Genomic DNA, 23,397 nt, shown 5'->3' on the forward strand with positions numbered 1-23,397 from the left:
GACCTACCCGGCTTACCCGGCATGGGTCAGCACCGTGAGAATCGCGTTCTGCACGGCGGGTACGAAGGCGAGGGTCAGCACCATCGCCATGCCGAAGCCGGCCTGCACGTGCTGGTGCCGGTTCCACCACCCGATCGGGGCGGTGCGGGACCGGGTATTCCACTCGACGCCTTGGGCGACGGCGACCTCATTGCGTTCGTAGTAGCCGAACGCGATGGGGGCCGATCGGACGTCGAGCAGACCACCGAGCGCGTCGGTGGCCACGCCACCGGAACCGATGTTTCGCGAATCGAACATGGTGCCAACCCCTTTCGGTCTCGTCGTGGACTACCCGTTGATGTTGCTGCGCCATGGCTGCATCAGCTCGTCGTAGACGGCCTTGGTGAATTCGCCCTGGCCGACGAGGTCGCTCAGGACCGCGGCGGTGACGGCCTGACCGACCACGGTGACCGCGCCGATCGAGCCGAACGACTCCAGCAGGCCGCTGAGGTCACCGGGGCTGGTCGCCGCGTTCGGGGACACGGCCTGACCGGCGATCAGGCCGGCGACCTGCACGTTGCGGGAGCGCCCGAACGCCTTTGCCGTCGCGGTGGCGATATTCAGCGGATGTGCCGCTACCGACTGGGCATTCGCGCCCATGCCGAGGCCGGCCAGCAGGCTGCCGAGGCCGCCTTCCAGGCCGGAGCCGTTGGACAGCGCCGAAACCTTGTCCTGCATCAGTTTTTTCGCCGCGGCGTTCAGCTTTTCCCGTTCCTCGGCGGTCAGTTGGCCGGACCGCTCGATGATCCGGATCGCGTCCTGCCACTGCGGGCCGTAGAGGTACTCGAGGTGCAGGGTCTCCGTGGTGTGCGTCATGTCTGATCTCCTTCGCTAGATGGCTTGACACAGTGCAGGATTCGTCACAGCGAAACGCTGACGAGTCGCGAGGCGCGATCGTGCGCCACCGCTTCGGCAGCCCCCTTTCCGGTGTAGGGCAGGTCGGCGAACGCGACCGGCGCGGGCGCGGGTTGGCTCGGTAGTGGAGCGAGCAGCTGCTGCAACGAGGCCGCCAGTTGCTCCAGGGTCGGATCGTCGGGAATGTCGTCGAGGAACTGCGTGCCCGCCGCGGCCGCCCCACCACCCGAAGCACCCAGCGGCCCATTGCGATCCAGCGCCGCCCGGATCCCCGAGATGATCCCGACCCGAGCCCCCGGCGTAAGCAGAACCGCAACCGCCAGCGCAACCGCCGCCAAAGCAGCCGCCCCCACCGCGGCCAACGGCGCACCAACCAGCCCCGCAAACCCAACCACCGGCGCGGCCACCAACGCCGCCACCCCCACCGCGGCAAACGGCGCCAACAGCGTCGCAGCACCGGCAGCCAAAGCCCAACCGAGCAGCAACTTCGGAATCTCGACCAGCGCGAACAACCCAAGGCCCGCCAACGGCAACCCGATCACCGCAGCGAACGCTCCACCAGCAAGCAAAACCGGAAGCGCAAGCAGCGCAAGCGCACCCGCGATCGCCAACGGCACACCAATCAGCGCAGCCAACGCGCCACCGGCCAGCAAGACCGGAAGGGCAAGCAGCGCGAGCGCGCCGACCACGGCGAGCGGGATGCCGACTAGTGCGGCCAGCGCACCGCCCGCGAGCAGTGCGGGAAGGGCGAGCAGTGCGATTGCGCCGAGGGTCAGGGGTAGGCAGATCAATAGTTTCACCGCGATGAAGGCGGCGGCTAGGGCGGCCAGTCCACCGCCGATCAGCAGGACTGGGACGCCGACCAAGGCGGCTAGAGCGCCGCCGACCAGGAGGACGGGGAGGGTGAGGGCGGCGAGTGGGATACCGACGAGGGCGGCCAGCGCGCCACCGACCAGCAGTACCGGAATCGCAAGTAGCGCAATGGCGCCCACCGCTGCCAGCGGCACGCCGATCAGAGCGGCGAGTCCGACCAATGCCCCACCGATCAGGACGATCGGCAACGCGAGCAGGGCCAGTGCGCCTAGAGCGGCGAGCGGGACGCCGACCACTGCCGCTAGTGCTCCGCCGATCAGCAGGACCGGCAGCGCCAGCAGGGCGAGAGCACCGGCGGCGGCCAGGGCCAGCAGCGGCACGATCACCAGCAGGGCCAGTGGAGCGCCGATTGCGAGGGCACCGAGGACTGCCACCGCGAGTGCGGTTGCGCCTGCGACCGCGCCGGCGACGAAAGTCGCGCCCAGGGCGGCCAATCCGGCAAGCGCGAGTAGCGGTATCGCCACCAGAGCGAGTAGTGCGAGAACCGGCAGCGCGAGCACCGCGATCACCGGAATCGCCACGGCGGCAAGCACACCGAGCGCGGCCAGTCCGAGGACCGGCAGCGCGACCACGGCAAGCACCGGAAGAGCGACCAAGGCGAGCGCACCCAGCGCCGCAAGGCCGAGCACCGGCAACGCGAGCAGGGCCAGCACCGGAAGAGCGAGCGCCGCAAGCACACCGAACGCGGCCAGACCAAGCACCGGCGCAGCCAGCAGCGCAAGCACCGGAAGGGCCAGGAGCGCCAAGGCGCCGAGTCCGGCCAGCGCGACCAGCGGCGCGAGTACTGCGGCGGCGAGGCCGAGGGTGGCGAAGTCGAGCAGCAGGCTGCCGAGGAACAGTGTGACCGCGAGGGCCGTCGTGATGGCCACCAGCGAGACGCCGATGATCGCCGCGAGAACGGGCAGCCCGACCAAGCCGAGCAGGCCGATGCCGGCACCGAGTGCCGCGACCACCAAGCCCGCCGCCAGAATCGGCGACCACACCGCAAGCAGCGCAAGGGCGATGATCGGCGACAGGGCCGTCGACACCACCACGGCGAACGGTCCGAAGATCAGGAATGGCAGGGTGAGGACTGCGGCGAGGGCGAACCCGATGACGCCGACCGCGGCGGTGGCGATCACCGCCACCACGGCGAGCACGGCGGCAATCAGCCCGCCCGCCAACAGGATCGCGCCGAGACCCACGCCGCCGACGGCGAGCGTCGCGAGGGCGAGCACCGCCATGACCGCGAAGGCCGCCGCCGCGAGCGGCACCGATACCAGCAGCAGCGGCGGGAACAGCGCGGACGCGGCGACGAATACGCCGAGCGCGAGGACGCCGAAGAACACCCAGGAGGCCACCAGCCCGAGCCCGAGCGCCGCGACGAATCCGCCGAGCAGCGTGCTGACCACGGCCACGGTGCCGAGGGTCGCGAACGTGCCGAGCAGCACCCCGCCGAACAGCAGCGGAAGCGCGATCAGCGCCAGCGGCGGATTGATCACGATCAGCGCGAGCGCGGTGAGGGCGAGCATCACGAACGACAGCACCGACACCACCAAGCCGCCGGCGAACACCGTCGCCACGACGGCCAGCGCGAACGCGAGCAGACCGAGAACGATCGCGCCGCCACCGATCCAGGTCACCACCGTGAACGCCGCGGCGACCACGCCGATGCCGGCTCCCGTGATGATCGAGAAGGCCAGTGCGGCAATAAGAATGATCGGGATCGCGTACGGCATGGTGACCATGAACACCAGCGTCGCGAGCAGCGTCGCCCCAGCCAGTGCGGCGATCGCCAGCAGCGCCGTCCCGGTCAAGGCGAACACCGAGAACGCGATCAACCCGAACCCACCGAACAACACCGCGAGCCCGATCGCCGCCGGAATGGCCACGAGACCGATGAAGAGCAGCGGCGCCAGCAGCGGCCCGAGGACCGGCACGGCGAACACCAGCGCGAGGGTGGCGAGCAGCCCACCGACCACCGCGAGCGCGACGCCCACCGCACCTAGCGCCGCGAAAACGATTCCCGCAGCGGCCAATCCGGCCCAGAACACCGCCGCGGCGACAAGCTGAATCGCGGTCGCCACCACGGCGAACGCGAGCAGCACCGTCACCGCGGCCCCGCCCGCCACCGAGAGCACCAGCAGCCCGGCGAGCGCCACCACGGCCAGGATCACGCCACCCGCCAGACCGACCGCGCCGAACGCCACCAGGGCGACGGCCGCGAGCGCGATCAGGATCGGAATGGCGATCAGCCCGAACGGAGTCAGCAACGACAGCAACCCGACGCCGACGAACAGTGCGGCAGTAGCGAGTCCGGCCACGCCGAGTACTCCGAAGAAGGCGACGGCCGTGGCGACGAGACCGACCACGAGGAACGCGAGCGCACCGGTGAACAGCAGCGGCGCGACGACCAGTCCGAGAATCGGCACGAAGACCGTGGCCAGCAGCGCACCCACGGTCAGCACCGCGAAGCCGACCACGCTCAGCACCAGCCCACCGGCCAATGCCAGTACGGCAAGGGCGATTCCGCCGACGATGGCCACCGCGATCGCCGCGATCCCACCGACCAGGACGACCGGTGCCAGCACCGCGAACGCGACGAGCGCCACCGGAATCGCGATGAGCAGCACCGGGATAGCGATCACGGCGAGCACGATCAGCACCGGAATCGCGAGCACCGCGAGGATGAGCCCCCCGACGATCAGCGCACCGATCACCAACGGGGCCAAGACAATCGCACCGAGCACCACCGCGCCGAGGGCGAGTACCGCGGCCACACCGATCCCGCCCGCGAACAACAGCGGCACGATCGCGAGCACCGCGACCAGCGGAATCGCGAGCAGCGGCAACGCCGCCGGATGCCTGGCGTCGGACACCAGTCCGCGCACGGCTTCACGGATCTGGGTGAATACCGCGCCGATCCCGGCAACCGGGTTCGAGGCCAGGGCGAGCAGCGGTGCGAGGAAGGCCAGCACCGGCCCCGCGCCCGCCAGCTGCGGCGCGAACAAGCCGATGATGGGTGCGGCAATCGCGAGCAGTCCGGGCGGCAGTTGCTGCGCCACCGGATCCTGTTGTCCCACAGCTGGAGTCAGCAGATCACGCAGTCCCTTGACCGGATCGGGTCCGTCCTTGGGGAACCCGAAGAGCGTGCGCGCCTGATCGATCAGGTCGTCGATGGCCGGCGTCGTGCCGCTGCGCCGGGTGCCGGCCAACTCGGTGGCCTGCTCGACGAAGGCGAGCAGGTCGTTGACCGGACCGCGCATCGGACCATCGGGAAAGGTCTTGTTTGCCCAGGTAGCGAGCTGATCGAGCGGCATCCCCGAGCCGGCGATTTGCGCGACGGTAGCCGCGAGATCGGCGACGGGTGCGGGAACCCGGCCTGCCACCTCGTTGGCGACCGCAGCGGGCGCACTCTGACCACCCGCACCGGAACCACCAAACCAGGACTCCGGCGCGGGCGGCGCGCCGCCCGCGCGATAGGTGTCGATCGCCGAGTTCACCTGATCGCCGAACGGTGTGTTCGCACTCGCCGCGCTCGCCGCACCGAGCGCGTTGTTCAGCGCATCCTGCTGCCCCGGGTCGAGTACCTGTCCCGCGACATCGCCCGCGCCGGACAGCATGCCGTTGAGATCGGCGGGCGGCGGCGGCAAGTCGATGTCGGCGGAGGCGTGACCCGCGCCGATCATGGCGGTCGCCATGGAGGCGAACGTGGCCGCGGCATACATCCCGCGCCGGGACTTCTCCACGCTCTTGCGGTGTTTGGCCGATGCTTTGGTTTCGCGCTGACGTTCCTTGGTGACTACACGCATTTATGGAGCCTCTCCGTGAACCTGTCCGAGGACGTGCTGGTCAACGATGCGCACGTGGCCCTGTAGTCGAGAGTTCGCGGGCTCCGGCGCGGAAGGCGATATCGGGGTCAAAGCCCCGCCCGGGTCAGACCGGACCGGTTTCGGCCGGGGCGCAATTCGCCCTGGACCATCCGCCACCGGTGCCGATGGTGGTGCCGATATGGGTGTGGGGCAGGCCGAGCAGGTCGCGGCAGCGGATGAAGGCGTGCTCACCGACACCGGCGCCGGGGTCACAGGTGATCGTCAGTTCATTGGGAACCGAGGAATCCGTGACGCATCCGGACAGGTCCGGGTCCGCGACTGCCGGGCCGGTTCCGGCGAACCATCCGCCGGCCAGCACTGTGCACAACACCAGCAGCGCGGCCGGGAAGGTACGGCTCGGCCGCACCAGCCTTTGCTGAACGTTTGCTAGATGTGCCATGCGCTCCATGGTTCGCGCCTGGCGGAATCTCAGTCAACATAACGGAGATCACCATTGGTTATTCACCCAGGTCAATCGGCGCTTTTTGGTTCAAGAAGGACGCCGCACGTCAGGGAAGCGTAAACAGTTGTGTACGCGCTTTCTTATTCGGTCTATCATTCGGATCTCAAACTGGACGCACGACCAGTTAAATACTGCACACCGTTACGGCCATCGTAAACCGCAGGCCAGCACCAGTTTCGAAGCATTACCCCACTGCGGTCACGCGGTATTCGGCAAGCACCTCGGCGGCCGCCCGCTCGCCGGAACGGATGGCCCCCTCGATATAACCCGTCCATTCCGTGGCAGTTTCGCTCCCCGCCCAATGAATCGCGCCGATCGGCTGACGCAGCGCCGAACCGATACTGGTCAGCACACCCGGCGGGAAAAACGCGCCGTAACCGCCGCGGGTGTAGGGATCGTCGGCCCAGACCTTCTCGCGGAAATCGATCGGATCGCGCGCCGCATAACCGAAGGCGCGCACGAGCGAGCCGATGATCATGGCCCGGCGTTCGCCGGCGGACAGTGCGGCCAGCCGATGGGCCGCGCGGCCGGGGACGAGAGCGCCGAGGCAGCCCGGTCCGCCGGGGCGGGTGGCGTCGAAGGTGACCGGAACCGGATCGTGCAGGTTCAACGCCTGCCCGGTTAGTCGGTCGTCACGCCAGAAGGGCCGCTCGTAGACGGCGAACGCCTTCAACACCGAGCCCATCGGCATCCGCTGGGTCAGATGATCACGCGCGGCAGGCAAGGGCGGGTCGTAGGCGATCCGGCCGGCCAGCGCGGGCGGCAGTGCGACGATCACCTGCGCGGCGCGCACCTCACCGAATTCGCCGCGCACCGAAAGGCCTTCCGCCACTTGCTGAATTGCCGCGACCGGAGCATTCAAGCGCAGCGCGTCACCCAATTCGGCGGCGATGGCGCGGGCCGGTCCGTCGGCGCCGTCGACGAACAACCGGGTAACCGTCTCGGCCGTCACTCCCGCCTCGACGCCGCCCGCGGCACGAATAGTGGTGAGCAGCGCCAGCATCGAGACGCTGCCGACATCGACGCACAACTCCTCCCCGATCATCACCTCGGCGAGATGCCTGGCCCGGCGCTCGGGCAGGTTGCGGCGCAGCCAGGTCGCCGCGGTCATCGCGTCGAGCCGATCGGCGCCCGGCGTGGCCCACGGCCGGGCCAGGTCGATGCGCGCGGCCAGCCGCTCGATCCGCCACATCGCCTGCGCGAGCACGACCAGTACGAGCGGCGGCAGCGGCGGGCGCGCACCGGCGAACGGCCGTCGGACCGCGCCCTCGACCAGCAGATTCGCGCCGTCCGCGGGTGCCGCGTACGTTTCGGCGCCATACTCCTGCGCCAGCGCGGCAAACCGGGTGTGACCACCGGAGATCCACTGAGCGCCGAGGTCGACGGCCCAGTCGTCGCCGATCCGCTCGGTCAGTGCCCGCCCGCCGACCCGGCCGGCGGCCTCGAGCACGACGATCTCGCGTCCGGCCGCCCGCAATGCCCGCGCCGCGGACAGTCCCGCATATCCGGCACCGACGACAACCACGTCCGCGTGGTCCATGCCGGCCTCCCGTCACTACACCGTTGGACACCACTGTTGATCACCGTCCGCCGATGCGCAACCGCTCGACGTGTCCGAATTGCCGGACACGATGTCGCGGTGCCGGATCCAGTCAGCACGGAAGCAGCCGGGCGACCGGCTCGACCGGCGGCCGCACTATCTGCTCGACCGGCGGCGGCAGGTGGCGCCGGAATGGCTCGACCGGGTTCGGGCTGCGGCGCAATGGACACTGGAGTCTGCTGCGGCGGATTCTGCTGCGGCGGTGGAATATTGCCGCGCGGAGGTTGCCATTGCGGTCGACGCCACCGCGATTGAACCCGTAACAGTCGAATCCCCGTGCGGTCACAATTCCCGTGGAGGACCGTCATTCACGACCCACGCAGACACCGAATATCGAACCATTTTCAGTCAAATCATGCTGCGCAGCAGATACTTTCATCGATCCGGCAACTGCGACCCAACTCAGCTTCCCACGCGAGGCATCGCAAGATGGAAGTCATGCATGCCGCAACATAAATGACATAACTCTGGGCTACATAACAATTGAGCATCTTCATCCACGACTTTCGACTTGCATACATAGCGATGCGGTGATGCGAAACTCCTGTGCTAATTTCCGATCGGCCATAACCTCCGCGAACGGAAAGGCGCGATGACTTCACCTTCCTGGGCGGTCAAAGCCTGGATTCTGCAAATCGCCGCCTTTATCCTGACCTTCGGCGCACCCACCGTTGTTGCCGTCGTCCTGCTGATCACCCGAACCGACCCCGACTGGACCGGCTTCCCTGCCCACGCCTACCGCATCGCAGGCTGGACGGCCTTTCCCTTTGCCGCACTCGCACTCTGGGCCGCACATCGATGGCTGGGCCTGACCGCGGCCGAACTCGGTCTGCGCGCAGGTCGACCCGTCCGTGCCGGTTTCTTCGGCGCGATGGGCGCCGGCTACCTCACCATGTGGCTCGGCCTGGTCGGCCTCGGCTTCTTCCCCGACTGGGTCACCGGCGCCGACGGCAGCCCGATCGGCGCCATGTCCGCGTGGGACGGCGTGGCCTGGAGTGCGCGCGCCGGATTGGTCGAGGAGACCATGCTGCTCGCCTTGCCGATGGCCATCATGCTGCGCCTGCGCTGGTCCTGGCCCGCGCAACTGGCGGTGCTCATGGCGCTGCGGCTTCCGTTCCATCTCTACTACGGCCCCGCCGCGCTACTGATGGTCGCGGTCTGGTGTGCGCTGCTGCGCTACGCCTACCTCCGCGTGCAGTTGATCTGGCCGTTCATCGCGGCCCACGTCCTCTACGACCTGAACGTCGCCGTCGTCCCGCTGGGTCCGCTGCGCGCGGTGATCACCCTCGCGATGCTGGTCCTGGGCGTCCTCGCCTTCGCGTCCTGGTGGCGCGAGCGCGGGCGACACTCGGAACAGATTTGCTCGCCGATTGCCATCAAATGACAAACTGTCCCGATGACGGACACCTTGGCGATCGTGGAACGCGGCGCGGCCGAACAGGGCCGCCGGGCGCGCAAACGGGTCGGACGGCGGTCGCTGGGGGTGTGGGAGCCGCCTGCCGACCGCGCCGACCCGATCGCCATCCTCGAACGCCAGGCGAAGACGCGGGTGCCCGAGCTGGTACCCATCCGATACGCGCGGATGGCCGCGGGCCAGTTCTCGTTCCTGCGCGGCGCGCCCGCGATCATGGCCGCCGATCTGGCCGCCTCCCCCAACACGGGTCTGACCGTCCAGCTGTGCGGTGACGCGCATCTGTCCAACTTCGGCCTGTTCGCCTCCCCCGAACGCGCGCTCGTCTTCGACCTGAACGATTTCGACGAGACCCTGCCCGGTCCGTTCGAATGGGACGTCAAGCGCCTCGCGGCCAGCATCGCGGTCGCCGCCCGCGCCAACGGTTTCGCCGACACCGACGCCGAAACCGCGGTCGGCGCGGCCGCTCAGGCCTATCGCGACGCGATGACCCGGCTGGCCGGACTCGGCGAACTGGCCGTCTGGTACGAAAAGATCGACGCCGACCAATTGGCCGCGCTCGCCCCGAAACCCAAGCGCCGCAAGGGCGTCGAGCAAGCGCTCGCCGAGGCGCGGTCGCGCACCAACCTGCAGGCCCTGGAGAAGCTGACCGAGCCGGACGCCGACGGCATCCCGCGCATCCGGCACCGCCCGCCACTGCTGATCCCGATCGGCGAGTTCGACGCCGCCACCATCCAGCGCGTGTTCAGCGACTACCGCCGCACCCTGGCCGAGGAACGCCGGGTGCTGCTCGACCGGCACGAGATGCTCGATCTGGCCATCAAGGTGGTCGGCGTCGGCAGCGTCGGCACCCGCTGCTTCATCGCGCTGCTCGCCGGGCGGATGAGCGGCAGCCCGCTGTTCTTGCAGGTGAAGGAGGCCGAACAGTCGGTACTCGCGCCGCACACCGCGGCGAGCAAGTTCCGCAACCAAGGGCATCGGGTCGTGCACGGGCAGCGACTCACCCAGGCCGCGAGCGACATCTTCCTCGGCTGGGCGGCCGGGCCGGACGGGCGGCACTACTACTGGCGCCAGCTGCGCGACATGAAGGGCTCCGTGGCCATCGAGGAGATGTCGCGGTCCTACCTGCGCGATTATGCGGCGCTGTGCGGCCACACCCTGGCCCGCGCGCACGCGCGATCCGGGGACCGCGTCGCCATCGCCTCGTATCTCGGCTCGGGCGACACCTTCGACCGGGCGATGATCGACTTCGCCGTCGCCTACGCCGATCAAACCGACCTCGACTACGAAAAGCTGCTCGCCGCAATTGATTCCGGGCGAATCGTGCCGGCGGAGAAGGCGTACTGAGCTCAGCCGGCGCGCCGGGACCGATGCTCGGCCACGTGCACCCGGTTCGAGCACCGCGCCGAACAGAACCGGCGCCTGCCGTTGCGCGAGGTGTCGACGAAGACGTCGTCGCACCCGTCGCGCGCGCAGCGGCCGATGCGATTCGGGTCGTCGCAGAACAGCGTGGCCAAACCGACCGCCGTGTACGCCTTGACCCGCTCGTCGACCGGTGCGGTCTCCTGCGCGAAGTGCAGGTGCGGCAGCCGGTCGTCGTGCGTCGAGATATAGGGCTGACTGGTCGTTTTCGCGAGCAACGCGTTGAGCCGGCGCACGGTCGGATCGTCGAACACCGCGCTGAGCTCGCCGATCCACCGGCGCAGTTCCGCGTCCTGCGCGGGCTTGAGGGTACCGAGCGGTTTGTAATCTGCGGCAGCGAGTAACTCCCGCAAATCCTCGTCCGGACCCGCGTTCACCAGCCGGGCGGCGAGTTCGGCCGCCGCGCCACCGTAAGGGTTGAAATGCACTGACTCATTACATCAGGCTGGGGCAATGGACCTGACCTGCCCCTCCTGTTCCTGGCCGTCGCCCACGGTCGTGTCCGCCCACGGCAACGTCCGCTACCTGCGCTGCCTCTGTGGTCAGTGGCTGATCGCCGAACATGGTCTCGTTGTGGCAACGACCGGAAACAGCTCGTTCGGTATGCGCGATACACCACACAGAGGCGATGAGCCCGAAAGGCCGTGCGGGGCCCGTTATTCGGGCTAGCCTCGATGGGCAGTCTCATGTGGAGGGTATTTCGACATGACCACGGCTACCGTCATCCGGCCGTTGGCACCGAGCGAGGAGATCTTCGCCGGTAGTGAGGTTCTCGTCGGCTACTCGATGCGACTGTCCGGTCGGTTGAGTCTGGTCGCGTTGTCCGCCGCGTTCGAGGAGGTGGTCCGAGCGCATCCGGCGCTCGGCGCGCATCTCGAGCCCGACGCGCACGGTCATCTCCTGGTCGAGTCAACCGGCAGCACACCCGAGATCACCGTGGTCGACGGCGATCCCGAACAGTTGCTGAGCGGTGCGCGGCTGGACCAGCGCACGGCCCTCGCCGGGTTGTGCGTGGTCCGCGACGGCGACAGCACCGGGGTGACCTTGGTGATCCATCACAGTGTCGCGGACGCGTGTCATGCGCTGGCGGTGCTCGCCGAACTGTGGGTCTGCTACAGCGAGATCTGCCGCGGCCGCAAGCCGGCGCACACCGCAGGACGGTTTCCGGACACGGTAGAGGACCTGCTGCACGCCCGGGGCGTGGAAAAGATGTCCGACGCAACCGGCTTCTCGCGTCCCCTGGCCCTCGCCGAATCGCTCGGCACGACCCAACCGGTCGAGGACGACACGCCCTATCTACTACCACTGACGGCGCGCTGCCGTCTGACCAAGCGCGAGACCGCCGCGCTCGCCGACCTCGCGCACCGCGAGGGCACCACGATCAACGGGCTGGCCTCGGCCGCGATCCTGCTCACCGAGGCCGAGCTGCGCGAGCTGCCGCTGACCGAGCTCAGCTACACCTACTCCGTCGACCTGCGCAACCGGGTGACCCCGGCGATCGGCCACACCGAGGGCACGAACGTCCTCGGCTTCGCCGATTTCGTGCCCACTCGGCAGGAGGGCCCGACGCTGGTCGGCCTGGCCCGCGGGATCAGCGATGGGCTGCGCCGCGGGCTGGCGAGCGGCGTCGTGCAGCAGACGCCGCTGCACATCCCCGACATCGCGTCCGGTCCGCCGCCGCGGGCGCCCGGCATCGTGCTGGCCACCAACTGGGGCCGGATCGAACCGCCCCGACTACCGGAAGGGTTGCGGGTCAACGACTTTCGCACGGTGATGATCGCGAAACCGGACCGGGCCGGGCATCGGTTGCAGCAGCCGAGCGGCACCATCATCATCAGCACGTTCGATGATCAGCTCAGTATCGAGATCCATCATCCGGTGGAGACCACGGTGCAGCAGCGACGCCGGGTGCGGCTGCTCGCGGCGCATCTGGACGCGGTCCGCGAGGCCGGCGTCGCATAACCCGCCGCGCGAAACCGCTCTGAGACGGGCCTGAAACTCCCCTCGGCAATCGTTGACCGGCGGCCGGATAACCAATTGCTCCGGCGCGCGTGCGGGGTCTTTGATCTGGCGTCGGCACGCATAACTCGGTACGGCTTGAAGGGGAGCTCCATGACCACGTCCACTGTTGTCCGCCCGCTCGACCCGAGTGAACTGATGTTCGCGGGGGTCGGAGCCTATGTGGGATACGCCGTCGAGGTGTCCGGCCGGTTGGACCTGACGGCACTGTCCGCCGCGTATGCGGCGGTCGTGCGCGCCTATCCGGTGTTCGGTGCGCGGCTGGAACCGTCCGACGATGGCGGCCACGTTCTCGTGACCTCGACCGCGACGCCGGAAATCTCGGTGGTCGACGACGATTCGGGTCGCTTGCTGATCGACCAGAAATTCGATCAACGGGTCGCGCTGAGCGCGGTGTGCGTGGTCCGCGCCGGGGACACCGCCAGCGTGACACTGCTGACGCATCACAGCGTGGCCGATGCCTATCACTCGTTGGCGGTGCTGGCCGAGCTGTGGTCGTGCTACACCGATGCCGTTGCCGGACATTCGCTCGACCGGCGGGTGCGCCCGTATCCGGCGTCCATCGAGGAGTTGCTGGCCGAACGCGGCGTCGAGAAGATGACCTTTCCGGATCCGGACGAGCAGCCGGCAGTATCGGCGCCGGCCACCGACCCGGTGGTGGACGAGGACGGCTGGCAGAGCGCGCCGCAGGTTTCGCGGTGCCGCCTTTCGACGGCCGAGACCGCGGCGCTGATCGAGCTCGGGCATCGGGAGGGCGTGACCATCAACGGCCTCGTCTCCGCGGCAGTTCTGTTGAGCGAGGCCGAGATTCGCGAATTGCCGCTCACCGAACTGCTCTACATCTATCCGGTCGATCTGCGCACCAGGATCACGCCGACAGCGGGCCTGACCGACGGCACCAATCTGCTCGGATTCGCCACCTACACCCCGGCCGAGCCCGCCGGCCTGCTCGATCTCGCCCGCGGTATCTGCGAGTCGCTGCGGGTCGCATTGGCGGCAGGCATCGTGCAGCAGACTCCGCTACACATTCCCGAAATGGGCATGAGCGCCATCGCGCCGGTCCCCGGCCTGGTGATCATGACCAACTGGGGCCGGGTGCCGGAGCTGCGCGCACCGGAGGGCTTGCGGATCAACGACTTCCGCTCCACGCTCACCGCGGCAACCGATCTCGGAGCTCCGCCGCAACCCGGCGGCACCTGCATCCTCAGTACGTTCGACGGCCGCCTGAGCATCGAGATCCATCACTCGAAAGCGGCTGCCGCGCAACAGCAACGGCGCGTGGACAGCTTCGCGGCAAGGCTGCGCGCCGCCATTTCATAACCGGGGCAACAGTTCCGGCGCGAGCAGGAGCTGGGCCAGGCTGTCCGCGACCCAGTTCTCCGCGTCCGCACCGGACCAGCCGCGGTCCTCGATGAGCGAGCGGTACACGTCGTAGGTCGTCACCGCGTACATGATGTCGGCCGCGCGCTCGGCGCTGAGGCCCGGGCGCAGGGCGCCCTTCGCGGCCAGTTCCGGGGTGATGTGCCGAGGTCCGTCGTAGCGGCCGCGCTCGGCCTCGGCGAGAAAGTTGCCGACATCGGGGTCCGCCGACGCGGTCATCCGCATGACGTCCAGCAGGCCGGTATAGCGCTCGGACACCTGCCGCATGTGCTTGGCGTACAGCGCGAGTTGGCGCACCGGGTCGGGCTCGGCGAAGAGTTCGCGCACCCATTCCCGCTCCGGCGGCGGGGTGGCGGCCTCTTCGTCGGGGCCGGCGACGAGCACTGCGGCCGCCTCGGCGAGCACCGCGACCTTGGTGCCGAACGCCTGGTAGATCGTCTGCACGTGCACGCCGGCCGCGTCGGCGACGGCCTGCAGCGTGGTCGCCGCGTATCCGTGTTCGGCGAACAGGGTCGCGGCCGCCTCGGCCACCTTGCGTCGCGTGGCCTGGCGACGGCCACCGCGGGGCTGGATCGGTCTTGACATGCCCACCAGCATATCTATAGTTCACTATATAGTCAGCTATAGGTAAGGAGTTCCCGTGCGTGTGCTCTGTTCGACCACACCGATGGAAGGCGTGTTCGCGCCCGCCCTGCCGTTGCTCACCGAGTTGGTGCGGGCCGGTCACGAGGTACTGGTCGTCACCGCACCGGATCTGGCCGACCGGGTGCGCGCGACCGGGCTGCCGACCGCGGTCGCCGGGCCACCCGCGCCGGTCGCGGCCGCACAGGCCGTCGCCGATCCGGTGTTCGCGGGTGGCGGGCAACCGTGGCGGATCGGTGCGGTGATGTTCGCGCGGGTCATGGCGCCGGCGAAGCTGCCCGAGCTCAGCCGGATCGCGGCCGAGTTCCGGCCCGATCTGATCCTGCAACCGCCGGTGGATCTCGCGGCGCCGATCGTGGCCGCTACCTTGGGGATTCCGTCGATCACCTATGGCACCGGGTTGCTGTTGGAGTCGGAGTTGATGGCGGCGATGGCGGAATGGGTGGCACCGCTGTGGGATTCGGCCGGTCTCGCACCGGACCCACATGCCGGAATGTATCGGACCGGTTATCTGGATCCGGTTCCCGTTGCACTGCAACGAGATCGAGGTCCGGCGGCGGGATGTGCACGGCCGATCCAGCCGCACGTGCCGGGGTCGCGGGCCGAGGCGCTGCCCGACTGGGCGGAGAAGCTCGGTAATCGGCCGGTGGTCTACTTCTCGCTCGGCACGGTGCCTATCTTCAATCAGCCCAGCATGTTCGAGCCGGTGCTGCGGGCGTTGGCGGATCTAGAGGTCGAGGCGATCGTCACGGTCGGCCGGACGAACGATCCCGAGGCGTTCGGCTCGTTGCCCGCGAATATCCATCTGGAGCAATGGTTGCCGCTCGCGGCGGTGCTGGCGCGGTGCGATGCGGTGGTCTGTCACGGGGGCGCGGGGACGACGCTGGCCGCGTTGTCGCACGGGCTTCCGCTGCTTCTGCTGCCACGCGGCGCGGATCAATTCCCGACGGCAGCAGCCTGCCAGGTGGTGGGTGCGGCTCAGGTAGTGCCTCCGGATATGGCCACGGCGGACACTGTTCGAAGCGGGATCGAGGCGATGCTCACGGACGCGTCATATGCCGCTGCGGCAGCACGATTGAAGTCCGATATCGATGGAATGCCTTCGCCCGCGACAGTGGCAGGTGAGCTGTTCGAAGTCCCCTTTTGAGCCATCTCAAATATAGCGGAGCGAGCGCGGAAAAACATCCGCATTCAGAACGATGTTTCCGCAGGTGGCCGCGCCTAACCTAGGGGCTACTACCCGGACAAATTGCTGTGCGGAGGAATCGTGGAAAACCTGACGAATACGGTCATGTGCCGAGTTCTCGGGCCGATCGAGATCGAGATCGGCGGCGTTGCGATCGATCTGCGGGCGCCGCGGCCGCGCCAGCTGCTGGCCGCCCTGTCCTTCGCGGCGGGCTCGCCGGTCTCGAACGAGGTGCTGGCCGAATATCTGTGGGGGCGTGCGGCGCTGGATCAGCCGGGCGCCAATGTGCGGGTCGTGGTGCACCGGTTGCGCGCCGCGCTCGGGCCGCATTCCGGCCGGCTGCTCCAGCTCGATCGATGCGGTTATCGGCTGCTGCTCGCGTCCGAGCAGACCGATCACGGGCAGTTCACCGAACTGGTCGCCGCGGGCCTTCGGGCGCTGGTCGACGGTAGGGCGGCCGAGGCGGTCGACACGCTGCGCGCGAGTCTCGCGTTGTGGCGCGGGCAGCCGTGGGCCGAGCTCGGCGATTCGCCGGAGTTGCTCGGAGCGCGGGCGAAGTTGCTGGAGCTGCGGGAGTTGGCGATCGAGGAGTTGCAGGCCGCCCGGCTGGCATCCGGGGACACCGCGGCGGCGGTTGCGGCCTTGAGCGAGGCCGTTATTCAGGCGCCGTATCGCGAACGTCGTTGGGAGCTACTGGTTGTCGCGCTGTTCCGCAGCGGCAGGCAGGCCGACGCGCTCGCGGAGCTGCGAAAGGTACGCAGGTTGCTGATGGACGAGATCGGGGTGGAGCCGGGTCCCGCGCTGCGTGATCTGGAGCGGCGACTGCTCGACCACGACCCGGGACTGCTGCTGCGGGACACCTCGATTCGCACGGCGGCCAGCCGGGCCACCGGAACTCTCGTGCGCGGTTTCCGGACCTACCCGGCCGCGCGGCAAGCGAGTTGATCAGGACGATCCGGCGGTGGCGCCGGACACCAGCATCGACATCACCCAGGCGAAGGCCTGACCGAGAACGGTCATCCAATCGCCCACATTGAACGATCCCATAGCGAATTTCCTTCTGGTCGTGATATTTTCAGCGAATACCCGCATCGGGACGGACCTCGTCGCCCGCGGCGGTGAGGTCGCAGGAGTGATCGTTGCCGAGATTGCCGCCGGTGGAGATGATGACGGCGAACACCTTCTTGCAGTTCTGCTCGCCGAGTCCCGCGGTGTTCTGCGCGATGGTCGAACCGCGCAGAATCAGATGCCCCATGCCGGGATTGACGACATCGGTGAACTGATACGGCAGGGTGTCGAGATAGGCGGGGGCGATGTTGATGCCGCCGCCGCCCTCGTCCGCGCTGTTGCCCGTGACGACAGTGTCGATGAGCACCACCTCGCCGACGCCGCGGATGTCGAGTCCGCCGCCGCGGCCGGCGAATCCGCCGAAGCGATACCACTTGGTGCGCGGGTTGACCACGTGGTTGCCGGTGATCGCGGTGCGGGTGAAGGTGCAGGTGTTGTCGCAGCGGACTCCCCCGGCCTCGCCCGCCGCATTGCCGGTGATGATGCTGTCGGTGGCTTTCAGGTCTGCGACCGGGATATTGAAGATGCCGCCGCCGTAGTCGGCGGCGTTCCCGGTGACGGTCACGTGATCGAGAATCAGCTTGCCGGAGTTGGCGATTCCGCCGCCGCCGGTCTCGAACAGCGGGATCTCGTGCTCGGCCGCATTGCCGCCGGTGATGGTGAGCCCCGAGATGGAGACGTGCGCCGTGGTCAGCACGGCGCGATCGCGGTGCCCGGCATCGATGACGGTGCGATCCTGCCCTGCGCCTTGAATGGTGGTGTCGGCGTTGACGTCGAGATCGCCGGTGGCGGGGTCGATCAAGGGGCCGTTGGTGTTCCAGAAGTTCGGCGGGATGGTCAGCTCGTATCGGCCCTCGGGAACTCGAATGGTGCTGCCCGGGCGGACATTCGCGGCCTGCACCGCGGCGCGCAGCGTGCATTCGCCGGCGTCGGTGCGGCATTGCCCGTCGAACGGATTCGCCGCCGCGCCGTCGGCGGTGGTGGTCACGGTGAACACTTCGGGCGACGTCCCCGCCGAACCGGTATCCGCGGCCGCACGCGGCGGCGCTCCGCACAGCACGCCGAGGAATACGACACCGATCATCGAAATAGGCGAAATCTTCATCTGACCAACCACTCTCGGCACGACTGCTCCGGATCGAGACGGCGCCTGCCCGACGCACTGTCTCAGTCGTTTCGGTTCTAACAGAACCGAAACCCGTGCCGTGGCCGGTCGGACAGTTCCTTCGCTATTGCACAATCGCCCCGGGCGTGTCGACAGGACACCTACGGCAGCGGATAGGGCGGGGTGCTCTTGCCCATGATCCGGTACCGATCCCACAGGTCGCGGTCGCCCACCACAGCGGGCCGAGCGTCCGCGCCGGCGCGCACCACGCAGGCGGTTCGCTGCTCGTCGCCGAGGATCTCGGTGAGGGCGTCGTTGGCCTCGATGCGCCCGACCCAGCGGTAGACGCCGTCGGTCGGCTCCGGGTAGCCGCGAAGTTCCAGGCGGACCGGCACCTCCACGCCGCGCACGACGAGCGTTGCGTCACCGTAGTAGTCGGCGCCGGCGTGCGGGCTGCGGTCGGCTGCGCTGCGTTGCGCCATGGCGTCCACCTTTTCGAACCTGGCCATTCCGTGTCTCAGACAATCTTGACAATACCGACCGGCGGTTCCAGACTCAAGGGTATCGGTACCAGCGGTACCGGATACAACTTTCGCGATCGTGCGCCGTTGCGGGTCGAGGCCGGCGACGCACGCGCGTGACCCGGAAGAGAGCCGAGCACGATGGGAACGCCGAGCCCCGAGCCGATCGAATTCCACTCGCCGACAACCACTTCGGGTGCACCGGTACGGCGACGACGCACCGTCGCCGAGCGCAGGCTCAGCGCCAGGCGACTGCTGCTCGACGCCGCGGACGAAACCTACGACGGCGACCTGGATATCGACTGGTCGGCGCCGATCGATCCCGGAAAGCACTGGCTGCCGGACAATCTCAGCACCATCCACGACACCTGGCTGTGGCATCGGATGGGCACCGAACAGCGTGCCACCCTGGCCAGATACGAGCTCGCCAACCTGCTGACGCTGGCCGTCTACGCCGACGCCGCCCGGTCCATGCTGCTGTTCCGCGAGATCATCGAGGCCTCCGGCCCGGCCGACGACGAGACCCGCGCCGCGCTGGCCGGCATCCACGCCGACAGCCGCACCATGGCCATGTTCGGCCGGATGGTGCACAAGAGCGGCCTCGCTCCGTATCGACGACCGGTGCTCGCCCAGGTGGTTTCCCGGCTGGTGCTGTTGACGCCGAAGAACACCGCGACCTCGGCGGTGACACTGCTGATCCAGCAGGCCATGTACGACCTGGCCGCCGCGATCGCCGACGATCCGGACGTCCAGCCGCATCTACGGCAGCTGATGAAGATCCACCGGGTCGCGGCGCAACGCAATCTGGCCTACGCGCAGGACGAGCTGATCGCCGAAATCGACGAGCACGGAAGGCTTTCCAACGCGATCGCCGCGCTCTGGACCGCGGCGGCGACCAGCGTGCTCTATCCGGCGCTCATCGCGCCGCGCCCGTATCGCGCGGCCGGCGTGCGCGCCCGGCACGCCCTGCCCACCGCTCTGCTCAGCCGCCACTACTCGGCCTCGGCCCGCACCTACACCGAATCCTTTGTGCGCCAGGGCGTTCAGATCGGATTGTTCGGCGGCCCACTGACCACAACGATTCTCCGGCTCGGCCGCGTCTGGCCCGGCACCACCTCGAGGAGGCAGCGATGACCACCCACGACACCACGCCGGCCAACCGGCACGCGGTCAGCACGGCGGGCATGTCGACCACCCGCGGCAAGAACGTCGGCGACCGGCAGAAGACCGCCCAGCGCCTGCTGCGGTCCGCGGCCGATCGCGCGTACGACGGTGAGGTCGACATCGATTGGGACGCGCCGCTGGATCCGGACAAGAAGTGGATGCTCGATCATCGGCAGACGCTGTACGGCACGTACCTGTGGGACCGGCTGACCGAGGAGCAGCGCCGCACGCTCGGCATGCACGAGGCGGTCAGCGCGCTGAGCTTCGGCATCATCGTGGAGTCCGGCCTGTCCGCGTTCCTGCTGCGCCAATACCTCGAACACGGGGACCCCGGGGACGACCACAGCCGCTACGCGCTGGCCGAAGTCGGCGAGGAGACAAGGCATTCCACGATGTTCAGCAGGCTCATCAACAAGTCCGGCCTGCGCGCCTATCAGCCGTTCCTGCCCAAGCCGCTGTTCAAGGCGGTACGGCTGATCGGCCTGGTCCCGATGGGCCCGGCCACCATGGGCGGGCTGCTGCTGGTCGAGGAGACCCTGGATCGGTTGCAGCGGGAGAACATGGACGATCCGCGCATTCAGCCACACATGCGGCAGCTCAACAAGATTCACGTGCTGGAGGAGGCCAGGCACATCACCTATGCCCGTGAGGAACTCGTGCGCCAGATCGCCAAGCACGGCAAGCTGGTCAATGCCGCGCACCGGCTGGCGTTCTCGGTCATGGTGTTCGGCATCCAGCCCGCCATCGTCACGCCTCGGGTCTATCGCTCGGTCGGCATCCACCCGCTGCACGGGCTGGCCGTCGCTTTGCTGAGCCCGAACTACCGCGAGAACGCCAAGTTCGCCGGGGAGATGTTGTTGCGCTACGGATATGAGATCGGGTTCGTCCGCGGGGCGGTCAGCACCCGCATCCTGCGGCTGGCCCGCGCACTGCCGGACGACGTCATGGCCGAGCTGTCGGGGACCGCGTGAGCATGGCCGACCCGGACACCGCCGCGCCCTTACCCGCGGCGACCGCGAACACCCACGTGCACGAACTGGAAATCGTCGAGGTGATCCGCGAGACGGCCGATACCGTCTCGCTGGTCTTCGAGGTGCCGGATCTGCTGACCCAGCGATTCCGCCATCGCCCAGGGCAATTCCTCACGCTGCGCATCCCGGGCGAGCGGACCGGTTCGGTCGCGCGCTGCTATTCGCTGTCCAGCTCACCGCATCTCGACGACGATCTGATCATCACGGTCAAACGCACCGAGGGCGGCTATGCGTCGAATTGGCTGTGCGACAACGCCGTTACCGGCCTGCGCGTGACTACCCTGTCCCCGTCCGGCGTCTTCACCCCCAAGTCGCTGGACGCCGACCTGCTGATGATCGCCGCGGGCAGCGGCATCACCCCCGTCATCTCGATCATCAAATCGGCCTTGGTCGCGGGCACCGGCACGATCTATCTGTTCTACGCCAATCGGGACGCGTCCTCGGTCATCTTCGGCACCGAACTGGCGGACATGATGACCGAGTATCCCGATCGACTCCTCGTCGACCACTGGCTGGAGTCGGCGCGGGGGCTGCCCACCGCCGAGGCCTTGACCGAACGCCTCTGGCCGTACACCGGCTTCGATGCTTTCCTCTGCGGCCCAACGGCATTCATGAGCACCGCGCGGGCCGCGATGATTGCCGCCGGGATGACCGAACGACACGTGCACACCGAGATCTACCGGTCACTGACCGGTGATCCGTTCGCGGAGATCGTGATCGATCGCGACGACGCCGAAACCCCGGCCACCGCAACGGTGGAACTCGACGGCCGCCGACTGGAACTGCCGTGGCCGCGGCACACGCCGCTGCTGGATGTCCTGCTCGCCGGCGGCTTCGACGCCCCCTACTCCTGCCGCGAGGGCGCGTGCAGCGCCTGTGCGTGCACCGTGCGCTCCGGGGAGGTCCGGATGCTGCGCAACGACACCCTGGTCGACGCCGACCTCGCCGTCGGCCTCACCCTGGCCTGCCAATCCGTCCCGCTCACCGACCATGTCGACATCGCCTTCGACCAATAGGACCGATCATGACGGACCCCGCCGACGACTACGACTACGAGGGACCGGCGATCGTCACCATCGACGGCGCCGGCATCCCCGTCGAACTGGCCCTGCGCGGCCATTTTCAAGGCATCGACGGAATCTACCGCTGGTACGGGCGGATTCGGCCGAACCGAGAACTCGCCGCCGCCGTCGGAGACGAAGCGGCGGGCGAGGTCAGTACCGCCTTCGGCACCGCCCCCGCCCGGATCGGCGACCTCGACTTCTGGGGCCGCTACCGCATCTGCGGCCGCAGCACGCCGCCGTTCTTCGTGCCGAACAGCCTGGCCGAGCTCGACGGACCGCGCTCAGTGCACTGAACCACCCGGCAGCACAACGACTTCCGCCGCCATGTCCACCGCCAGCTCAGTCCAGTTGCGGGCGATGAACGCCCGGAACGACCCGGCGTCCCGACCGGTCACGTCCGGCACCACCGACGTGACGCGGTCTTCGGCGCCGCGCCGGATGTCGTCGTCGAGCCCGGCGAGGAACGCCGCGTAGTCGGCGGGCACGCCGGATTCGCGCACCAGGTCGGCGAATTCGGCGACCCCGACCGATTCGTGCCGCACCACGCGCCCGGTCTCCTCGGCGATGATGACGGCGGCCTGCGCGTAACTCAACGCCTCCGGCCCGGTGATCACGTGCTCGGTGTTGTGCGGAACCGGATCCAGCAGCGCGCGCACCGCGACGGCGGCGATGTCCTCCGCGTCGACGAAGGCCACCCGGCCGTCCCCGGTCGCGGTCACGATCTCGCCCGCGGCGCGGATGCCTGCCGCCACCGGATGTCCGCCGACGAAGTTCTGCATGAACCAGGACGGGCGCAGCACCGCCCATTCCGGCACCGCGCCGCGCACTGCGCCGTATAGCTTTCCCAGCCCCGGTGCCTCGGCGGAAACCGCCGACGAGCCGAGCAGCACCACGCGCCGCACACCGGCCTGAACCGCCTGAGCCAGAAAGGGTTCCACGATCGAGGCCGGATCGGTCGCGCCGATCGGCGGGACCAGGTAGATGGCGTCCACTCCGTTCAGCGCGGGCCCGTACGTCTCCGGATCGTGCCAATCGAATCGGATGTGATTGTCGCCCTGCGGGTTCCGGCTGGCGATCCGCACCTCTGCGCCTTCCGCCACGAGTCCCGCGGCGATTCTGCTTCCGGTGGTACCGGTGCCGCCGGTGACCAGGATGGTCGCTTCACTCATGGACTTCCCCTCCGTAGCACCGAACGACGTGAGCTCACCGGCGCCACCGAGGGCCTCGGCGGCGGCGAGCGGGTTCCAGTAGTCGCGGTAGTGCACGATCTCGCCCGCGCGCACGGTGATCACCGCGATGTAGCGCATCCGGTACGGCCGCCCGGTCCGGACGGCGATGCCGTCGGCGGCGAACTCGACGATGACGACCTCGGGGTCCTCGGTGACGTGCACGGTCGGCGCGTCGATCGCCCGGATGTCGAGCTGCTCGGGATAGTCGCGCAGGTAGTCCTCGATCGCCGCGCGCCCGGTCACCTCCGCCGGGTACCCGGCCGGTGCGAACGGGAATTCGATGCTGCCCCGTTCCGCCCAGAGTCCCGCGAATCCGACCATGTCCTTGGCCAGGAGCAGCCGTAACGCCTCCGCGACGACCTCGGCCGGGGTGCGTGCCGATTGCGGCATGAGCCCTCCCATTCATATGGACGATACGGTACCGTCCCGTCCTAATATAGTCGAGACGGTACCGTATCGTCCATTCCGTATACT

Annotated in this window: 21 protein-coding genes; 11 read left to right on the forward strand and 10 right to left on the reverse strand. The window is 68.4% G+C overall.

All coding sequences use genetic code 11. The annotated features are described in order from the left end of the window. Window positions 1-12: 12 nt before the first annotated feature. The 5 genes from F3087_RS20110 to F3087_RS20130 form a co-directional block, all read right to left on the reverse strand. Complete coding sequence (locus tag F3087_RS20110) at window positions 13-297, reverse strand: hypothetical protein (RefSeq protein WP_150403538.1); 285 nt, start codon at window positions 295-297, stop codon at window positions 13-15. Between the two features lie 30 nt (window positions 298-327). Next, a complete protein-coding gene (locus tag F3087_RS20115; RefSeq protein WP_150403539.1) occupies window positions 328-855 on the reverse strand; it encodes a hypothetical protein in 528 nt (175 codons plus the stop codon). Between the two features lie 44 nt (window positions 856-899). Next, entirely contained in the window at window positions 900-5,558 is a 4,659-nt protein-coding gene (locus F3087_RS20120; protein ID WP_150403540.1) for a V-type ATP synthase subunit I, read from the reverse strand. A 124-nt stretch (window positions 5,559-5,682) separates the two neighbouring features. After that, the gene (locus F3087_RS20125) at window positions 5,683-6,018 is read right to left on the reverse strand and encodes a hypothetical protein (RefSeq protein ID WP_223885217.1); all 336 of its coding nucleotides are present in this window, start codon (window positions 6,016-6,018) and stop codon (window positions 5,683-5,685) included. 247 nt (window positions 6,019-6,265) lie between these two features. Then, entirely contained in the window at window positions 6,266-7,621 is a 1,356-nt protein-coding gene (locus F3087_RS20130) for a flavin monoamine oxidase family protein (protein ID WP_150403541.1), read from the reverse strand. A 70-nt stretch (window positions 7,622-7,691) separates the two neighbouring features. Between F3087_RS20130 and F3087_RS20135 the strand changes: the two genes are divergently transcribed. From F3087_RS20135 to F3087_RS20145, 3 genes are all read left to right on the forward strand, one after another. Further along, entirely contained in the window at window positions 7,692-8,141 is a 450-nt protein-coding gene (locus tag F3087_RS20135) for a hypothetical protein (protein ID WP_150403542.1), read from the forward strand. A gap of 132 nt (window positions 8,142-8,273) precedes the next feature. Then, entirely contained in the window at window positions 8,274-9,065 is a 792-nt protein-coding gene (locus F3087_RS20140; RefSeq protein WP_150403543.1) for a CPBP family glutamic-type intramembrane protease, read from the forward strand. A 12-nt stretch (window positions 9,066-9,077) separates the two neighbouring features. Continuing rightward, on the forward strand, window positions 9,078-10,439 hold the full coding sequence (locus tag F3087_RS20145) for a DUF2252 domain-containing protein (RefSeq protein WP_150403544.1): 1,362 nt from the start codon (window positions 9,078-9,080) through the stop codon (window positions 10,437-10,439). Window positions 10,440-10,441: 2 nt separating this feature from the next. Here F3087_RS20145 and F3087_RS20150 read toward each other — a convergent pair whose 3' ends face one another. Further along, window positions 10,442-10,942 (reverse strand): CGNR zinc finger domain-containing protein, encoded by a 501-nt coding sequence (locus F3087_RS20150; protein ID WP_150403545.1) that lies wholly within the window; start codon window positions 10,940-10,942, stop codon window positions 10,442-10,444. A gap of 277 nt (window positions 10,943-11,219) precedes the next feature. On the opposite strand from F3087_RS20150, the gene F3087_RS20160 reads away from it, so the two are divergent. Further along, window positions 11,220-12,476 carry a phthiocerol/phthiodiolone dimycocerosyl transferase family protein gene (locus F3087_RS20160; protein ID WP_150403547.1) on the forward strand — a complete coding sequence of 419 codons (1,257 nt, stop codon included), beginning with the start codon at window positions 11,220-11,222 and terminating at the stop codon, window positions 12,474-12,476. A gap of 150 nt (window positions 12,477-12,626) precedes the next feature. Continuing rightward, window positions 12,627-13,853 carry a phthiocerol/phthiodiolone dimycocerosyl transferase family protein gene (locus F3087_RS20165; protein ID WP_150403548.1) on the forward strand — a complete coding sequence of 409 codons (1,227 nt, stop codon included), beginning with the start codon at window positions 12,627-12,629 and terminating at the stop codon, window positions 13,851-13,853. Here F3087_RS20165 and F3087_RS20170 read toward each other — a convergent pair. After that, window positions 13,848-14,498 carry a TetR/AcrR family transcriptional regulator gene (locus F3087_RS20170; protein ID WP_191094063.1) on the reverse strand — a complete coding sequence of 217 codons (651 nt, stop codon included), beginning with the start codon at window positions 14,496-14,498 and terminating at the stop codon, window positions 13,848-13,850. The two genes, F3087_RS20165 and F3087_RS20170, sit on opposite strands and share 6 nt — an antisense overlap. A 55-nt stretch (window positions 14,499-14,553) precedes the next feature. Between F3087_RS20170 and F3087_RS20175 the strand changes: the two genes are divergently transcribed. Both F3087_RS20175 and F3087_RS20180 read left to right on the forward strand, forming a co-directional pair. Then, window positions 14,554-15,702: a glycosyltransferase gene (locus tag F3087_RS20175; protein WP_150403550.1), complete on the forward strand. Its 1,149-nt coding sequence runs from the start codon at window positions 14,554-14,556 to the stop codon at window positions 15,700-15,702. Window positions 15,703-15,822: 120 nt separating this feature from the next. Then, a complete protein-coding gene (locus tag F3087_RS20180; protein WP_150403551.1) occupies window positions 15,823-16,686 on the forward strand; it encodes an AfsR/SARP family transcriptional regulator in 864 nt (287 codons plus the stop codon). Between the two features lie 130 nt (window positions 16,687-16,816). On the opposite strand, the gene F3087_RS20185 is transcribed toward F3087_RS20180, so the two are convergent. Then, window positions 16,817-17,914 (reverse strand): CSLREA domain-containing protein, encoded by a 1,098-nt coding sequence (locus tag F3087_RS20185; protein ID WP_150403552.1) that lies wholly within the window; start codon window positions 17,912-17,914, stop codon window positions 16,817-16,819. A gap of 161 nt (window positions 17,915-18,075) precedes the next feature. Beyond that, the gene (locus tag F3087_RS20190) at window positions 18,076-18,423 is read right to left on the reverse strand and encodes a DUF4873 domain-containing protein (RefSeq protein WP_396897569.1); all 348 of its coding nucleotides are present in this window, start codon (window positions 18,421-18,423) and stop codon (window positions 18,076-18,078) included. A 153-nt stretch (window positions 18,424-18,576) separates the two neighbouring features. On the opposite strand from F3087_RS20190, the gene F3087_RS20195 reads away from it, so the two are divergent. From F3087_RS20195 to F3087_RS20210, 4 genes are read left to right on the forward strand one after another with little or no spacing between them, the layout of a single operon-like run. Then, the gene (locus F3087_RS20195; RefSeq protein WP_150403553.1) at window positions 18,577-19,569 is read left to right on the forward strand and encodes a diiron oxygenase; all 993 of its coding nucleotides are present in this window, start codon (window positions 18,577-18,579) and stop codon (window positions 19,567-19,569) included. After that, window positions 19,566-20,570, forward strand: a complete 1,005-nt coding sequence (locus F3087_RS20200; protein WP_150403554.1) for an AurF N-oxygenase family protein — start codon at window positions 19,566-19,568, stop codon at window positions 20,568-20,570. Before F3087_RS20195 ends, F3087_RS20200 begins: the two co-directional genes overlap by 4 nt. Window positions 20,571-20,572: 2 nt before the next feature. Next, a complete protein-coding gene (locus F3087_RS20205) occupies window positions 20,573-21,646 on the forward strand; it encodes a ferredoxin--NADP reductase (protein ID WP_150403688.1) in 1,074 nt (357 codons plus the stop codon). Window positions 21,647-21,654: 8 nt separating this feature from the next. Further along, window positions 21,655-21,987, forward strand: coding sequence for a DUF4873 domain-containing protein (locus F3087_RS20210; RefSeq protein ID WP_150403555.1), 333 nt, complete (start codon window positions 21,655-21,657; stop codon window positions 21,985-21,987). On the opposite strand, the gene F3087_RS20215 is transcribed toward F3087_RS20210, so the two are convergent. Then, a complete protein-coding gene (locus tag F3087_RS20215; protein ID WP_191094064.1) occupies window positions 21,976-23,313 on the reverse strand; it encodes a nuclear transport factor 2 family protein in 1,338 nt (445 codons plus the stop codon). The genes F3087_RS20210 and F3087_RS20215 overlap by 12 nt on opposite strands. Window positions 23,314-23,397 lie beyond the last annotated feature (84 nt).

It is taken from the genome of Nocardia colli, assembly GCF_008704205.1.
GTDB classification, from domain to species: Bacteria; Actinomycetota; Actinomycetes; order Mycobacteriales; family Mycobacteriaceae; genus Nocardia; species Nocardia colli.

Coding starts and splice junctions, on each gene's coding strand:
- F3087_RS20110 (WP_150403538.1), bottom strand. CDS start 297: ATGTTCGATTCGCGAAACATCGGTTCCGGTGGCGTGGCCACCGACGCG.
- F3087_RS20115 (WP_150403539.1), bottom strand. CDS start 855: ATGACGCACACCACGGAGACCCTGCACCTCGAGTACCTCTACGGCCCG.
- F3087_RS20120 (WP_150403540.1), bottom strand. CDS start 5,558: ATGCGTGTAGTCACCAAGGAACGTCAGCGCGAAACCAAAGCATCGGCC.
- F3087_RS20125 (WP_223885217.1), bottom strand. CDS start 6,018: ATGGCACATCTAGCAAACGTTCAGCAAAGGCTGGTGCGGCCGAGCCGT.
- F3087_RS20130 (WP_150403541.1), bottom strand. CDS start 7,621: ATGGACCACGCGGACGTGGTTGTCGTCGGTGCCGGATATGCGGGACTG.
- F3087_RS20140 (WP_150403543.1), top strand. CDS start 8,274: ATGACTTCACCTTCCTGGGCGGTCAAAGCCTGGATTCTGCAAATCGCC.
- F3087_RS20145 (WP_150403544.1), top strand. CDS start 9,078: ATGACGGACACCTTGGCGATCGTGGAACGCGGCGCGGCCGAACAGGGC.
- F3087_RS20160 (WP_150403547.1), top strand. CDS start 11,220: ATGACCACGGCTACCGTCATCCGGCCGTTGGCACCGAGCGAGGAGATC.
- F3087_RS20165 (WP_150403548.1), top strand. CDS start 12,627: ATGACCACGTCCACTGTTGTCCGCCCGCTCGACCCGAGTGAACTGATG.
- F3087_RS20170 (WP_191094063.1), bottom strand. CDS start 14,498: ATGTCAAGACCGATCCAGCCCCGCGGTGGCCGTCGCCAGGCCACGCGA.
- F3087_RS20185 (WP_150403552.1), bottom strand. CDS start 17,914: ATGAAGATTTCGCCTATTTCGATGATCGGTGTCGTATTCCTCGGCGTG.
- F3087_RS20190 (WP_396897569.1), bottom strand. CDS start 18,423: ATGGCCAGGTTCGAAAAGGTGGACGCCATGGCGCAACGCAGCGCAGCC.
- F3087_RS20195 (WP_150403553.1), top strand. CDS start 18,577: ATGGGAACGCCGAGCCCCGAGCCGATCGAATTCCACTCGCCGACAACC.
- F3087_RS20200 (WP_150403554.1), top strand. CDS start 19,566: ATGACCACCCACGACACCACGCCGGCCAACCGGCACGCGGTCAGCACG.
- F3087_RS20205 (WP_150403688.1), top strand. CDS start 20,573: ATGGCCGACCCGGACACCGCCGCGCCCTTACCCGCGGCGACCGCGAAC.
- F3087_RS20210 (WP_150403555.1), top strand. CDS start 21,655: ATGACGGACCCCGCCGACGACTACGACTACGAGGGACCGGCGATCGTC.
- F3087_RS20215 (WP_191094064.1), bottom strand. CDS start 23,313: ATGCCGCAATCGGCACGCACCCCGGCCGAGGTCGTCGCGGAGGCGTTA.